Annotated in this window: 12 protein-coding genes and 1 pseudogene; 10 read left to right on the forward strand and 3 right to left on the reverse strand. The window is 68.7% G+C overall.

Annotated features, from left to right (window positions below; translation table 11 throughout):
* Positions 1–22 precede the first annotated feature (22 nt).
* The 3 genes from H7827_RS28540 to H7827_RS28550 all read left to right on the forward strand — a co-directional run bounded on the left by H7827_RS28540 (position 23) and on the right by H7827_RS28550 (position 3,187).
* Positions 23–499, forward strand: coding sequence for a MarR family winged helix-turn-helix transcriptional regulator (locus H7827_RS28540; protein WP_432747893.1), 477 nt, complete (start codon positions 23–25; stop codon positions 497–499).
* A 1,069-nt stretch (positions 500–1,568) separates the two neighbouring features.
* On the forward strand, positions 1,569–2,294 hold the full coding sequence (locus tag H7827_RS28545) for a hypothetical protein (RefSeq protein WP_432747894.1): 726 nt from the start codon (positions 1,569–1,571) through the stop codon (positions 2,292–2,294).
* Positions 2,295–2,305: 11 nt separating this feature from the next.
* Entirely contained in the window at positions 2,306–3,187 is an 882-nt protein-coding gene (locus H7827_RS28550; RefSeq protein WP_432747895.1) for an aminoglycoside phosphotransferase family protein, read from the forward strand.
* A 140-nt stretch (positions 3,188–3,327) separates the two neighbouring features.
* Here H7827_RS28550 and H7827_RS28555 read toward each other — a convergent pair whose 3' ends face one another.
* Genes H7827_RS28555 through H7827_RS28565 form a run of 3 tightly spaced genes read right to left on the reverse strand, consistent with a single transcriptional unit; the run spans position 3,328 to position 5,241 of the window.
* Positions 3,328–3,735, reverse strand: a complete 408-nt coding sequence (locus tag H7827_RS28555; protein ID WP_432747896.1) for an arsenate reductase ArsC — start codon at positions 3,733–3,735, stop codon at positions 3,328–3,330.
* Positions 3,728–4,843, reverse strand: a complete 1,116-nt coding sequence (arsB, locus tag H7827_RS28560) for an ACR3 family arsenite efflux transporter (protein ID WP_432747897.1) — start codon at positions 4,841–4,843, stop codon at positions 3,728–3,730. Before arsB ends, H7827_RS28555 begins: the two co-directional genes overlap by 8 nt.
* Positions 4,840–5,241, reverse strand: coding sequence for an ArsR/SmtB family transcription factor (locus tag H7827_RS28565; protein ID WP_386539605.1), 402 nt, complete (start codon positions 5,239–5,241; stop codon positions 4,840–4,842). The genes arsB and H7827_RS28565 overlap by 4 nt, the downstream gene beginning before the upstream one ends.
* 80 nt (positions 5,242–5,321) lie before the next feature.
* On the opposite strand from H7827_RS28565, the gene H7827_RS28570 reads away from it, so the two are divergent.
* The 7 genes and pseudogenes from H7827_RS28570 to H7827_RS28600 all read left to right on the forward strand — a co-directional run bounded on the left by H7827_RS28570 (position 5,322) and on the right by H7827_RS28600 (position 13,925).
* The gene (locus tag H7827_RS28570) at positions 5,322–5,795 is read left to right on the forward strand and encodes an ArsI/CadI family heavy metal resistance metalloenzyme (protein ID WP_432747898.1); all 474 of its coding nucleotides are present in this window, start codon (positions 5,322–5,324) and stop codon (positions 5,793–5,795) included.
* Between the two features lie 1,710 nt (positions 5,796–7,505).
* Positions 7,506–8,324, forward strand: coding sequence for a peptidase S1 (locus H7827_RS28575; RefSeq protein WP_432747899.1), 819 nt, complete (start codon positions 7,506–7,508; stop codon positions 8,322–8,324).
* A gap of 479 nt (positions 8,325–8,803) precedes the next feature.
* Positions 8,804–9,091, forward strand: a pseudogene (locus H7827_RS28580) (dihydrofolate reductase family protein); the annotation flags it as partial.
* An 889-nt stretch (positions 9,092–9,980) separates the two neighbouring features.
* The gene (locus H7827_RS28585) at positions 9,981–10,154 is read left to right on the forward strand and encodes a hypothetical protein (RefSeq protein ID WP_432747900.1); all 174 of its coding nucleotides are present in this window, start codon (positions 9,981–9,983) and stop codon (positions 10,152–10,154) included.
* A gap of 385 nt (positions 10,155–10,539) precedes the next feature.
* Entirely contained in the window at positions 10,540–11,100 is a 561-nt protein-coding gene (locus H7827_RS28590; RefSeq protein WP_432747901.1) for a TetR/AcrR family transcriptional regulator, read from the forward strand.
* Positions 11,101–12,639: an MFS transporter gene (locus H7827_RS28595; RefSeq protein ID WP_432747902.1), complete on the forward strand. Its 1,539-nt coding sequence runs from the start codon at positions 11,101–11,103 to the stop codon at positions 12,637–12,639.
* Positions 12,640–12,713: 74 nt separating this feature from the next.
* Positions 12,714–13,925: an FAD-dependent monooxygenase gene (locus H7827_RS28600; protein WP_432747903.1), complete on the forward strand. Its 1,212-nt coding sequence runs from the start codon at positions 12,714–12,716 to the stop codon at positions 13,923–13,925.
* The last annotated feature ends 55 nt before the right edge of the window (positions 13,926–13,980 follow it).

Consider the following 13,980-nt stretch of genomic DNA (forward strand, 5'->3'; position numbering starts at 1 on the left):
AGCTAGCTGGTAAGTTGATTACATGTCAACGAGAGCGTCGGACGCTGCTACCCGCTGGCTCGGTGCAGAAGAGGAGCGCGCCTGGAGGGCATACCGGCGTATGGTGACGGCCGTGCAGGCCCGCACCGCACAGGACCTGGCCGAACTCGGGCTGTCCGAACCCGACTACGAGGTGCTCAGCACCCTGTCCGAGCGCACCGACGGCACGAGCACCCTGCGTGAGCAAGCCGCGAAGATGGAGTGGTCCCGAAGCCGTTTGTCCCGCCACGCCACCCGCATGGAGACACGTGGACTCCTCCGCCGTGCACCGGACCCGGCTGACGGCAGGGGCTGCCTCCTCGTTCTCACCGAGAGGGGACTGGATACTCTCCGGCAAGCCGCTCCCACTCATGTCGCATCGGTGCGCCGCCACTTCGTCGACCAGCTCGACGCCCAAGAGCTCGCGGTCCTCGGCCGCATCGCCGCCAAACTCGCCGGCGAGCCAAAGGAATTCCCGTGAGGGCGGCGACCCCGAGGTGCGGGGCCCCGCTCGCAGCACGTCAACGCCCGCTACGGATCGGACCAATGATCGAAGCGCCGCCACGGTGATGGTGCGAAGAGAACAGCATTCAGGAGTAAGGAAAAGGGGCGAGTCCGCCGCCTGCCCCTGGATGACAGCTGCTTCGGCTGCTGGTGCTCCGTCCATCGACGGTGTCGTCGGAGCCGGTACCACCGCTGCCTTCAAACACATGGCGGCACGATGCGGCGGCGACGCAGTTTGCTGAACCATCCCGATAGGACGAAGCGCCCCACCGTACGGTGGGGCGCTTCGCGTGAATGGCCTGTATGGGCGTCGAGCGGATCGCATCCACGGTTCCGGTGGTGTCCCCCTCACACATCGCACTGTGCTGTCGGGCGCAGGGCCAGGAGTCGGGTTGCATCCACGGCACGGGGTACGTCCCCGGGCGCAGATCGCCGAGTCAGCGGGTGCTCTCGTGGAGCACGAGCCGCAAGCCATCGGGCCCGCGACATCGTGCGCCGTGTCGCCGACCATGGGCCAGGTATCGCCGTCGACCGGGTACTCATCGAGCCAGTGGCGAGATCCGGTGGCGACGAGGTGCTCGTCGGCTACCGCAGAAGCGCCGATCTCGGCCCGCGCGCGTTGTTGAGCGTCTGGCCCGATCTGCGGGCCCGATGTCGGCGCGGTCCTGACCGAACTGCCGTCCGAATGGCACGTTGAGTTCGTCCGGGAGACGAAGGATGGATCGATCAGAAACGTGGTCGCCGATGAGACCCAGTACCAGGAGCTCGCTGCCCTGATCGCCGACGCACGAGCAGCCACTGCCCTGCCCCTCTGCCCCGATGAACAGCCCACTGTTCCAAGCCGTCCTGCCCGACAGCGAAGGTGTGCTGCGCGCACGATGGTGACCAATTCATGACGCCTTTGACGGTGGCGGTGGGAGGCCCGGGCCGGCGCTCACCGCGGAGGCGGGTGAGATCCTGAACGGGTGAAGGAGACATCAGCTGCTCTTGCGGCCGCTCGGTGGCCGCTGACCGCGGGTGAGGCTGCGGCTGAGGAGATTGGTTGGTTGCGGGGTCTGGCCGGCGATGACGGGCTCACCGGCTTCATGCCGCCGGCACTGCCCGACGCCGCCTGGGTGCTCCACTCCATGTACGAACACGAACTCGGGCCCACCGACATGTCCTACGTCGCCTACCGACGAGCCGTGCGCAACGGCGGCGGGACCGAGATCATCCCCGGCCTCGACCCCGCGGACGTCATCGGCGGGACCCCGGGCGAGCACCCCGGCCCCCGTTGGCGCCGACTGCGCTGGGCCGAGCTCTCGCAGCGGACCGGTGATCCTGTGGCACTCGAGGGCCAGCTTCCCTGCTACCGTTCCTTCCCCTCGCTCCGGAAGCCGAACGGCTGGCCGGTCGGCATCGCCGGACCGTCGGAGGGAAGCCTGGACCGCGCCGACTGGAACCGCCTGGTCGACATCCTCACCCAGCACAGCCCGCAGGGCGCCAGGACCAGCTGCCTGGCCTACTACACCCCGCTCCTGCACGGGGCCAAGGAGTTCGACGCCCTGCACGTAAGGGCGGGCACCCTCTCGGACGCCAAGGCGCTGTACGACCACCCGGATGAAGACGGCTGGACCCCCTCCAACCTCTGGGCCCGAAGCCGGTCCTGGGTCCTGTGCACGGACTACGACCTCTGGGCCACCAAAGTGGCCGGCCCCACCCCGCTCATCGACGCCCTCCTGAACGACACACACATCGAGGCCCGGCGCGAGCGACAGACTGGGCTCGGGTGAAAGGACTGTTGGTGGATACGGACAGCGTGACCACGCGCTTGGTGCGTCGATTCGGTCCACAGGTTGCCGGATGGTGTTCTGACCTCCCGGAAACCGTTGTGCGGCTGACGTCCCGTTGGGGACTTTCGCTCGGTGACTCCCTCCCCGACGGTGGTTCGTCGGTCGCGTTGCGGTGTCAGTGGCCCGACGGCACGCCTGCGGTGCTGAAACTCAGTCCAGATCGTGCCCTTCTGGGTGAACAGGCCTGCATGTTGGCGTGGTTCGCCGCTTCGGGGCGGGTGCCCTCGGTACTGGCCGTCGACGAGGACGCGGGTGCAATGGTGCTGGAGGAGATCGTGCCCGGGACGCCTGCGGAGGACCTGCCGGCTGCTTCGCTTCCGGGACAGTGGTCGGCTCTCCTCGCCGCGCTGCACGGGGTCGCGCCGCCGCCCCCGCCGACGCGTATGCTGCGCGAGCGGTGCGAGGAGGCCTTCGCCCGGGTCGGCAGACGGCTGTCCGAGCCGGCGATCAGTGCACGTATCGATGTCACTGCGTGGGACAGGGCCATCCAGCGGTGCGAGCGGCTGCTGGACACGGAAGCGACCACCGTGTTGCTCCACGGGGACCTGCACCTGGGCAACGTGCTCGACGGTGGCGCGGAGCGCGGTCTGATGGCCATCGATCCCAAGGCATGTGTGGGTGATCCGTGCTTCGACGCTGTGGACTACGTCGTGGCCGGCGCCGGGTCGGAGGGTGTCGAGACCCGCTGCGCGCGCGTGGCGACGGCGTGCGGGCTCGATGGCGACCGGCTCCATGCCTGGAGCCAGGTGATCGCCCCGTTCGCGGCCGTCGCCCACCTCGGTAGCGGCGGTGAGGAGCCGGTGATCGATGAGCTACTCGCCATGATCCGGTGAGGACCCCCCATGTTTCCGATCGCTTGACGTCCGCGCTCCGCCAGGACGGACCCCCTCGCTCAATCGTCCATGAGATTGCTCAACCTTCGGTGAGACGGGACACCTGTGCCAACGAACTTGGAGTGGGTGCCATCGACGTTTCAGTGGGGCCGGAGCTCGGTGAGCAGACTGCGGACGTGTCGCTCGATCTGGTCACGGATCGGCCTGATGGCCTCGATCCCCTGGCCGGCGGGGTCTTCGAGTGCCCAGTCGAGGTACTTCTTGCCGGGGAACACGGGGCAGGTGTCTCCGCACCCCATGGTGATCACCACATCGGATGCCTGTACGGCGTCGGTGGTGAGCACCTTCGGGGTCTCGCTGGAGAGATCGATTCCCACTTCCGCCATGGCCGCAACGGCGGCCGGGTTCACGCAGGCCGCGGGTGCGGATCCGGCGGAGCGGACCTCGACGCGTCCTTGTGAGAGGTGGGTCAGGAAGGCGGCGGCCATCTGCGAGCGGCCGGCGTTGTGGACGCACACGAACAGCACGGACGGCTTGGATTCAGACACGGGCAGGGCTTTCCGGAGAAGCCGCCGGGCCGGCGGCGGATGGGGGCCGGGGGAAGAAGCGGCGTGCCGCCAGGGCGACGTGGACGAGGCCGATCAGGACCGGCACTTCGATGAGGGGGCCGACGACTCCGGCGAGGGCCTGGCCGGAGGTCGCGCCGAAGGTGGCGATGGCGACGGCGATGGCCAGTTCGAAGTTGTTGCCGGCGGCGGTGAACGCCAGAGTCGTCGTCTTCGGGTAGTCCAGCCCGACGGCCCGGCCGGCGGCCATGGACCCGGCCCACATGACGGCGAAGTAGACCAGCAGGGGCAGCGCGATCCGGGCGACGTCGAACGGCTTGGAGGTGATCGCGTCACCTTGGAGAGCGAAGAGCACGACGATGGTGAACAGTAGCCCGTACAGGGCGAAAGGTGCGATCCGGGGGATCAGCTTCGTCTCGTACCAGATGCGGCCCCTGGCCTTCTCGCCGAGGCGGCGGGTGAGGAACCCGGCCAGTAGCGGGATGCCGAGGAAGATCAGCACGGAGCGGGCGATCTCCCACACGGATACGTCCAGTGCGGTCTGCTCCAGATCGAGCCAGCCCGGCAGGACGGACAGGTAGAACCAGCCCAGCGCCGCGAAGGCCATCACCTGGAACAGCGAGTTGACGGCGACCAGGACGGCAGCGGCCTCGCGGTGGCCGCAGGCAAGGTCGTTCCAGATGATGACCATGGCGATGCAGCGGGCGAGCCCGACGATGATCAGGCCGGTGCGGTACTCGGGCAGATCCGGCAGGAAGATCCAGGCGAGCGCGAACATCAGAGCCGGGCCGACGATCCAGTTCAGGACCAGGGACATCATGAGGAGCGGGCGGTCGCGGGTGACGGTATCGAGGCGGTCGTAGCGGACCTTGGCCAGAACGGGATACATCATCACGAGCAGGCCCAGGGCGATTGGCAAGGAGACGCCCGTGACGGTGATCGCGGCCAGCATGTCCCCGAGGCCGGGTACGAAACGGCCCAGGCCGAGCCCGGCCGCCATCGCGAGCAGAATCCACACGGCCAGGAACCGGTCGAGGAACGACAGCTGCCCGGCGACCGGCGCTGCCGCAGTGGCGGGCTCCGCCTTCACGAGGTGGCCCCGGCCGACGTGGCTGCGGGCAGCGGCTGTCCGGTGGGACGGGTGAGGATCGTGGCGAGGCGGTCGGTCATCTGCGGCAACAGGCGGTAGTACACCCAGGTCCCGCGCCGCTCGGAGTCGATGAGGCCGGCCTGCTTCAACAGCTTCAGGTGATGGGAGATCGTCGGCTGCGACAGGTCAAAGGCCGGAGTGAGGTCGCAGACACAGACCTCCCCGCCCGCCCGGGAAGCGATCATCGACAGCAGACGCAGCCGCACCGGGTCACCGAGCGCCTTGAACACCTTCGCCAAATCGGCGGCCTGCTCCTCATCCAACGGAGCTGTCAGCAGCGCTGGGCAGCATCCTTCGACGCCGTCTTGGCCGAGCACCACAAGCTCTTGTTTAGACATACCTCTATGTTGACGTTTTTCGATTCAAGGCGCAAGGTTGCATCGACAGACATCGAATCAACAGTCCGCGGAGGACCGCCATGTCCCGTGTGCAACTCGCGCTCAACGTCGCTGACCTCGAAGCCTCGGTGACCTTCTACTCCAAGCTGTTCGGCGTCGAGCCCGCCAAGCGCCGACCCGGCTACGCCAACTTCGCTCTCACCGAGCCCCCGCTGAAGCTCGTCCTCATCGAAGGCGAGCCCGGACAGGACACCCGCCTCGACCACCTCGGCATCGAGGTCGAATCCACCGCCACGGTCACGGCGGCGACCGATCGTCTCAAGGAGGCCGGGCTCGCCACGTTCGAGGAGAACGACACCTCCTGCTGCTACGCCCTCCAGGACAAGGTCTGGGTCCACGGACCCGGCATGGAGCCGTGGGAGGTCTACGTAGTCAAGGCCGACGCCAACCACATGGGCAAGAGTCCCGCACACGAAGGCGGTGACGCCTGCTGCGCCGACCAGCCCGGGGCAGAAGCCATGCAGACGGCTGCGGGCTGCGCCTGCGGCAGCTGAGGCATCGCCCTACACAGCGCGGGCCGGCAGGCCCACCGGCCCGCGCTGGCATACCTCGTTAGTAACCGTCCGCACAGCCTGCGGCCAACCCTGGTCACGGCACGCGCCGATGATCGCTCTCACCCAGCACCGCAACTTCGCGAAACGGCTGCCCCGTTCCTGCGTGTTGGCCAGGGCGGGTGGCCGCTGCTGAACAGCTACCGGTCACCCCCGAGATGTGCGCCGCTGGTCAGCGCGCGCGCCCGCAAGGGGCGGCGGACTTCCAGTACGGGCACGGGGATTGGGGTGCTCCAACGGACTGGAACGCTGTGGGTGCTCTGCGCCTGGCCGTGGAGCGGGGGCCGGACCATGTGCGGGTCGAGGACACTTCCGAGGCGGTCTGGGTGCGCCGCGCACCTACAACGACGACGTCGCCAGCCGCGAGCAGGCGATCGTCTCCGCCGTCACCGCTGACCGGGAGGCGCACATCGCGGCACGGGTCGCAGCCCGGCCCACGGGCGTGCGTCTGGCCGAACGCCGTGACGGAAGCAGTGATCGCGCACACGGGGTGCTGCTGTTGATCATCAATGGGCCCGCACCGCGCGAGGCGTTCCTGCGACCACCGCCGACCTCGAGTCTCCTCTCACCACGGTCATCACCGAACGCCTGCCTGACACTGGCGTCCCCACGGCTCGCGTGCCGGCCGCGAGCGCGGCCGCGGCGGTGCGCATCGTGACTGGAATCCTGGCTTCGGCCGGCCAGCGCCGCGAAGACCGCTGAGAGGCCACGGCTGCAGCGGTGCGCATCCCCTCAGGCTCGCCGTCCGGTCACCTGCGCACGGCCCTGGCCCTCTTGCCCCCGCGTTCGACGCCGCCGAGCGGAACACCCGGCCATAGCGGTTCCGGTCGGAGTCGCCGCACTCGGCACATCCACCGCCCGCTCCGTGAGAGCACCGCGTCTCAAGCAACCGACGGGCGTGTGCAAGACCGGGGGCAGGGTGCCGACGCCCGGTGGGCTCGCGGAGTATGGGTGTACAGCTCAACGAAGGAACACTGCGACGACCGAGGTGCGCGCGCACTGCGCAAGAGGACGACTCCGGGCGGGGGCGACGAGTCTGCTTCCGGGCAACCCACCGCCGGGACGGCAACCTCCGTCTGGTCCCCGTGGGAGTCACCTTCGACCCCGAGGCGGGCATCATCGGCAGCGCGAGCGGTACGAAGGTCCACGACGACCGGGCAGTCGCCCCCCTGAGGCGCAGGTCGCCGTCAGCCAGGTCGCCGGACGCCACTGGTGCATCCCCGAAGGCCCCGTGCTCGTGCAGGAAGCCCCGGGAGTCCGCCGCCGAGGGCGAACACCGCCACGCACAGCGTTACCGGCCGCCCGGCCCGATCCGGAGCGCGTGGGCATCCAGACCACCGTGTCCCGGGTGATGGGGAACGTTTCGACCACCGGGCCGCTGAAGCGCTGCCGGGCTCGGGGGTGTGCGTCGACCTTCGGTTCCATTGGGCCAGCCGGTCCTGGCCCGCTGCCCACCGGGCGGAGCGAGCCCCCGGCCAAGCCCGGCTGGCCCTACCCGATGGTGCCGGTGCGGTGTTCCGCGAAACCGGTCACGGTGACATTCGGATCCACCGCCAGCGCCGCTCGCTACGATAAGTGACTTTATGGATACCCTTTGCATTGGCGATGCGTGACTGTCACGCACACGTGCCACCCCCCATCGAGAGGAAGGCCATGTCCTCCGTAAGCACCCGCATCGGCATCATCACCAGCGAAGGTACCGCGAAGGTCAAGGAAGGCGACCTCTCCGCGGGCTGGACCAGCGTGCACGACAACGTTTCCCAACTGGTCCTCGATGGCACTCGCATCGGCGTCGTCACCAGGGAACGCACCGCGAAGGTCAAGGAAGGAGGTCTCTCCGCAGGCTGGACCAGCGTGCACGACAACGTTGATCAGCTGGTGCTTTCCGGCTCCCGCATTGGCGTCGTCACCAGCGAGGGCACGGCGAGGGTCAAAGAAGGGAGCCTCTCCGCCAGCTGGACCGACGAGTACAACGGCATCGGCTGGCTGGCCCTCGGCGGTGCGCGGATCGGCGTCGTCAGCAACACTGGCACAGCGCTGGTCAAGGAGGGTGATCTTTCCGCGGGCTGGACCACGGTGCACGACAGCGCCTACCGTCTGGTACTGGCGGGCTCCCGGATCGGCGTGCTGACCGTCACGAAGACGGCGCTGGTCAAGGAGGGCGGTCTCTCCGCCGGCTGGACCTCCGTCGCCGACAGCGTTCAGCAACTGGTGCTCGCGGGTTCCCGCATCGGCGTGCTGACCGAACGGGGCACGGCGAAGGTCAAGGAGGGTGGCCTCTCCGCCGGCTGGTCGGACGTGCAGGAGGATGTCGTACTGCTCGCTCTGGCCGGCACCCGCATCGGCATCATTACCAACAACGTCATGGCGAAGGTGAAGGTGAAGGTCAAAGAAGGCGATGTCTCCGCCGCATGGACGAACGAGTCCGAAAACAGCGCCATGGTCGTGACACTTCCCTCGGGAACGTATTAGGCCCCTCGTCCGGTGCGCCCAGCCCGAAACCGCGGGGCCTGGAGCCCTCACCCGAGGGTTCCGAGTTCCGCACCGTCATCGCCCACACGCCAAACGGCCCGTTCGCCCCGCCCTGCGCCGATGAGGCGCACGGCGGTCCCGCCCGCGCGCCCAACCCTTACCTGGAACGAATCCGACGATGTCCTCGGCGATCACAATGCGCGGCGGCCCCGCGGTGATGCGGTCCGACCGCCCGGCGGGCTGCTGCTGGTCATGACGCCGCCCAAAAGGCAGCGCACCCCGTCCAGGAAGCGTTCTGGGCGAGGTCCGGTCCGCCCAGCAGCCCAGTGTGAGGTCGGAAAGGATCACTTTGACAACCGCCGTGTCGGTGGTGCCGTGGTCAAGCCAATCGCTGGGGCGCCCCAGGGGCCGCGATGAAGCGGTGCCCGGTCGCTGCCGCCGTGCCGGGAACCACTCCGGGCCCCGAGGTTCGTCACGTCCTGGAATCGGTGTCCAGTGTGAGGACCAGGATCGAGGGGACCTTCGACCCGGACGCGGTGCGCAAGCTCAAGGCCGGGTCCGATCACGACCTCATCGTCGATGGCCCGACCCTCGCGGCCCAGGCGATCGCGGCGGGCCTGGTGGACGAGTACCACTTGTTCATCACCACGAGCGTGGTCGGTGGCGGCAAGCGTTTCTTCCCGGACGGAGTTCGCCTTGATCTCGAACTGGTCGAGGAGCGTGCCTTCAGCAGCGGAATGATCTACGCGCGCTACCGGACCCGCTGAGCCTCACCGGCCGGTGTCTCGTCTGCCCGCGGCCGGGCCGGGGCAGGCGAGAAGCGGCGGTTGTGCCTCCGGGCTCATCTCGCGGTTGTATGACCCCAGCACCGCCCGCCGTCAGCTGCTGCTGCGCCCTGGGCCGCTTGTCCCGTCCCGGCCAACCCGTCCGCGGCTGGCTGCTGGGGGAGGGTTCCTTGCTCCTGCCTCCTCCGTGCCGGCCGTCGTGCTGTTCCTGGCTGGCTGTTGTGCCCGTCTTCCCCAGGTCTTGTGTTCAAGGATGCTGTCGTGCTGCGTTTCCGGGGTTTGCCGTTGGGGTGCCCCGGGGCTGCTTTCCCGTCGTCCTGGGCGGGTCCGGTCTTGGGCTGAGTGGTGGGGGAGTGGTGCTGACCTGTGGTTGACCAGCCTGGTCAAGCCCTGGCACGGCCCGCTCCGCGGTGCCGCGGTTGAGCGGTGTCCGGTCGTGGCCGCTGTGCGGCGTGCCCTTCCGGGGCCCGGGGTACGTCACGTCCAGCAGCCTGGGGGCCCGGCATCAGGGGGTGTGCGAGCAGGCCATCATCCCCGCTCCTGCGATGTCACGGGGGCGGCGCCGGGACGCCGCCCGTGGGGCCGCTGTCGCTGCTTGCAGGGCAGTTGCTGTTCGTGACGGCTGCGCCGGTGGCACTGCGCGCCAGGCCCTGGACCAGCCGGTGGCACTTCTTGGGTCTGGGCAAGGGGCCGGTTGCCGTGCTCTGTTCGGATGCCGCTGACCATGACGCCCGGCATTTTCTCTGTTGGTGGTGTGGATGGCTGTTCGGGGCGATCGGGGGATCTTCCGCGAACGGGTGCCTGCTGGCGTATTGGGTCCGGTGGACGGGGGCCTCATGAGATGGGGTCCTGGAAGTGGAAGAGGTGCCGAATGCGTGCCCGGTCCGCTTTGGCCGCTGGCGCGCTGGCTGCCGCCGTTCTTGCCGGCACGGCCGCGACGGCCACCGCCGACGGCATCGACATCGACTTCGAGAACAACATTCCTGTGGCCCTGTTCAGCGGCGACACGACTGTGATCGCGATCCCGATCAACGGGCCGAGCTGACAGGCTTCGGCTGTCTGAGGCCGTCCGGAACCCATTGCTGAGGACGCTGAGGATCACTCCGTCGGGAACTGGTCGTGCCGCGCCCGACCGCTGGGTCTGGAGACCCGCTCTGCCCGCATCCGGTCCTGTCCACTCTCGCGGTGCGCGCGTGCCTCCACCTGCGCCGCGCGGTCGGCCTCATCGTCGCCTGGACGGTGGCCCGTGTGCCGGCCGTGTCCAGGCAGACGGCGGCGGCCAGGCCCACCGCCCCCGCTTTGACGTCCAGCGGGAGCTTCGTCCTGTCCGTGTTTGCTCCCTTCCGGGCGCGGCAGCGCCCTTGTCCGGGGGATGCGTCTCACACGTTTCGAGTGAGACAATATCGTCTCACCTGAGGTAGGTTCATCTCATGACGAATGAACGGGAAGCCATGCTGCTCGCAGCGGCCGATTTCTTGGGCAGGCGGCCGAACGCCACCATCCCCGAGATTGCCAAGGCGATGGGGGTCAGCCGGGCCACCCTCCACCGGCACTTCGCCGGCCGCACTGAACTGCTGCAGGCCCTGTCCGACATGGCCGCACAGAAACTCCTCGACGCGGTCACCGGCGCCCGCACCACCGAGGGCAGCGGCACCAGCGCGGTGCGCCGCCTGGTGATCGCCGTCGAAGACAGCGCCCCCTTCCTAGCGCTGCTCTACAGCTTCAGCCAGGACGACGTCCCGCACGTCCACCCGGTCTGGGACGAGGTCGACGCCACGATCCGGGCGCTCTTCGAGCGAGGACAGCGGTCCGGCGAATTCACCCTCGGCCTCACCGCGACCTGGCTCACCGAAGCCTTCTACAGCCTCGTCGCAGGCGCGGCATGGGCCGTGCAGAGCGGCCGCTGCGCCCAGCGTGACTTCATCCGCATGGTGACCCAGATGGTGCTCTCCGGAGCCCGCAACAACGACCAGGACGCGCAGGACACGTAGATGACCACCACTTCCGACCACACCTCCATAACCACCCTGCGGCGCTGGCTCGGCTTCGGCGTCCTGGTCCTGACCGTCCTGCTGATCGTCATCGACGGCACCGTCCTGGCGATGGCCATCCCCTTCATCAGCCAGGACCTGGGCGCCACCTCCACGCAGATGCTGTGGATCGGCGACGTGTACTCCTTCGTCCTGGCCGGCCTGCTGGTGAGCATGGGCACCCTGGGCGACCGCGTCGGCCGCAAGAAACTACTGCTGATCGGCGCGGGATTCTTCGGCGCCGCCTCACTCCTGGCCGCCTACGCCCCCACCGCCGAGATGCTCATCGTCGCCCGCGCCCTGCTCGGCGTGGCGGGGGCGACCCTGATGCCCTCCACCCTCTCCCTGATCCGGGCCCTGTTCCCCGACCCGCTCCAGCGCCGCACCGCGATCGGCATCTGGACCGCGGCCACCGCCGGCGGCGGCGCCCTGGGCCCCCTCGTCGGCGGCGTCCTGCTGGAGCACTTCTGGTGGGGCTCGGTCTTCCTCCTCAACATCCCCGTGGTCCTGCTGCTCATCCCGGCCGGAGCCGCGCTCCTGCCCGAGGCCAAGAACCCCGACCCGGGGCCGTGGGACCTGCCCAGTGTCGGCCTGTCCATGATCGGCATGATCGGCGTGGTCTACACCGTGAAGGAGGCCGCGGCCAACGGATTCCACCTCAGCGTGGCGATCGCGGCCGCGTTGGGCATCACCGCGCTGTGGCTGTTCGTCCGCCGCCAGCAGCGACTGCCCAGGCCGCTCATCGACATCGACCTGTTCCGCAACCGGGCCTTCTCCGGTGTGATCGGCGCGAACATGCTCTCCGTCCTCGGCATGGCCGGCCTGATCTACTTCATCTCGCAGTACTTCCAGCTCGTCCAGGGCTACAACCCGCTCAAGGCCGGCATGGCCGGACTGCCCTCCACCATCGGTGCCATCGCCGTCAGCCTGCTCGCCGGCTACCTCGTCGCGCGTACCTCCTCACGCTCCGTCCTCACCGCCGGGCTCGCGATCATGGGAGTGGCGCTGGCCCCGCTGGTCCTGCTGACCCCCCGGACGCCCTATCCGGTGATCGCGGCCTGCCTGCTGCTGACCGGTGTCGGCATGGCGATGGCGTTCACCACTGCCAACGACATCGTCCTCTCCAGCGTCCGCAAGGAGGAAGCGGGCGCCGCGGCCTCGATCTCCGAGACCGGGTACGAACTCGGCATGGCGCTGGGCATCGCCACCCTCGGCTCCGTCGTGATGGGCATCTACCAGCGCTTCCAGGTCCCCGCCGGAACCCCGGACGACCTCTCCGCCACCGCCCACGACTCCCTGGCCGGCGCCGTCCAGGCCTCCGAGCAACTCCCCTCCGCCCAGGGACAGGAACTGCTGACAGCAGCCCAGGACGCGTTCACCTCCGGACTCGCCACGGCCGCCGGCGTCGGCGCGCTCCTGCTCCTGGCCGCGGCCACGCTTGCCTGGCACCTCCTCAAAAGCCTCAAAACCTCCGAGAACGATACGCCGGCCACCCACTGACCCCGGTTGCCTGCCGACACCACGACCACGGTTGGCGGCTTCACCGCCAGGCAGGGAAGAAGGAAACCACTCACATGAACAAGTCACGTGCCCTGATCGTGGGCATGGGTATCAGCGGCCTGGCCACGGCCATGCGCCTGCACGAGATCGGCTGGGAGCCCGTGATCGTCGAGCGTGCCGCCGGGCGCCGCGCCGCCGGCTACTTCATCGCACTGTTCGGGACCGGCCTTGCCACCGCGCAGCGGATGGACGTCCTCGACGCCATCGGCCACCGGGACGACCCCACCACCCTGAGGTACGACATCGACCGCAAAGGCAGCCGCCGGCCCAATCCGGACTTCGAGGACGTACCCGGCAGCCCTCGCGTGATCCTCAGGGGCGACATCGAGGCCGCCTTCCACGACACGGTCGCCCCCCGCACCGAGATCCGCTACGGCACGACTCCGGTGGCCCTCGAAGAGCACGCCGACGCAGTCAACGTCACGCTGCGCACCACCACGGAAGGGAACACCACCGAGACCACGGAACGCTTCGACCTCGTGGTGGGAGCCGACGGGCTGCGCTCAACCGTCCGCCGCCTGGTCTTCGGGCCGGACACGCAGTACATGAAACCGATGAACCACATCATCGCCGCAGCCTTCTTGAAGGAGCAGGTCCCCGGCCTGCGGCAGCAGGACGGCCTCACCTTCTCCGAACCGGGCCGCTCCGCGTGGGTCTTCCCCTTCGCCAACCACCAACCGGGGCTGCTGGTCAGTTACCGCACCCATGACGAGGACGCCCAGTTCCGCCGCCCGCCCGCCGAGTCCCTGCGCCGTGCCTTCGGCCCCGAACCCACCGGCCCCGTTCTCGAGCACCTTTTCCAGCAGTTCGAGGACGCCGATGACTTCCTCTTCGACTCCACCCACCAAATCATCATGCCCACCTGGCACACCGCCCGCGTCGTCCTGGTCGGGGACGCCGCCTGGTGCATGACCCTCTACTCCGGCATGGGCGCCTCCACCGGCATGGCCGGCGCCGATCTCCTCGGCACCGTCCTGCAACGCAACCCCGGCCAGCTCCCCAGGGCGCTGCGCGAGTGGGAACAGCGGCTGCGGCCCTTCATCACCACCGAACAGAAGTCGGCACTCACCGTCGGCCTGCAGATGTTCGTCCCTCAGACCCGACGCGACATAGCCCTGGGCCGCATCACTCAGAAACTGACCGGCAACCCGGTCACCGCGCGCGTGATGAGGACCGTGATGGCCAACGCTCTCAAACACAAGTCCATCGACATCGCCGCGCCCTGACCACGGTCGTACCACAGCCCCCCGCTTCCCCGCGGGCCTTGGCGCCCACGGGGAA

The organism is Streptomyces sp. JH002, from assembly GCF_050916115.1.
GTDB lineage: Bacteria > Actinomycetota > Actinomycetes > Streptomycetales > Streptomycetaceae > Streptomyces > Streptomyces xiamenensis.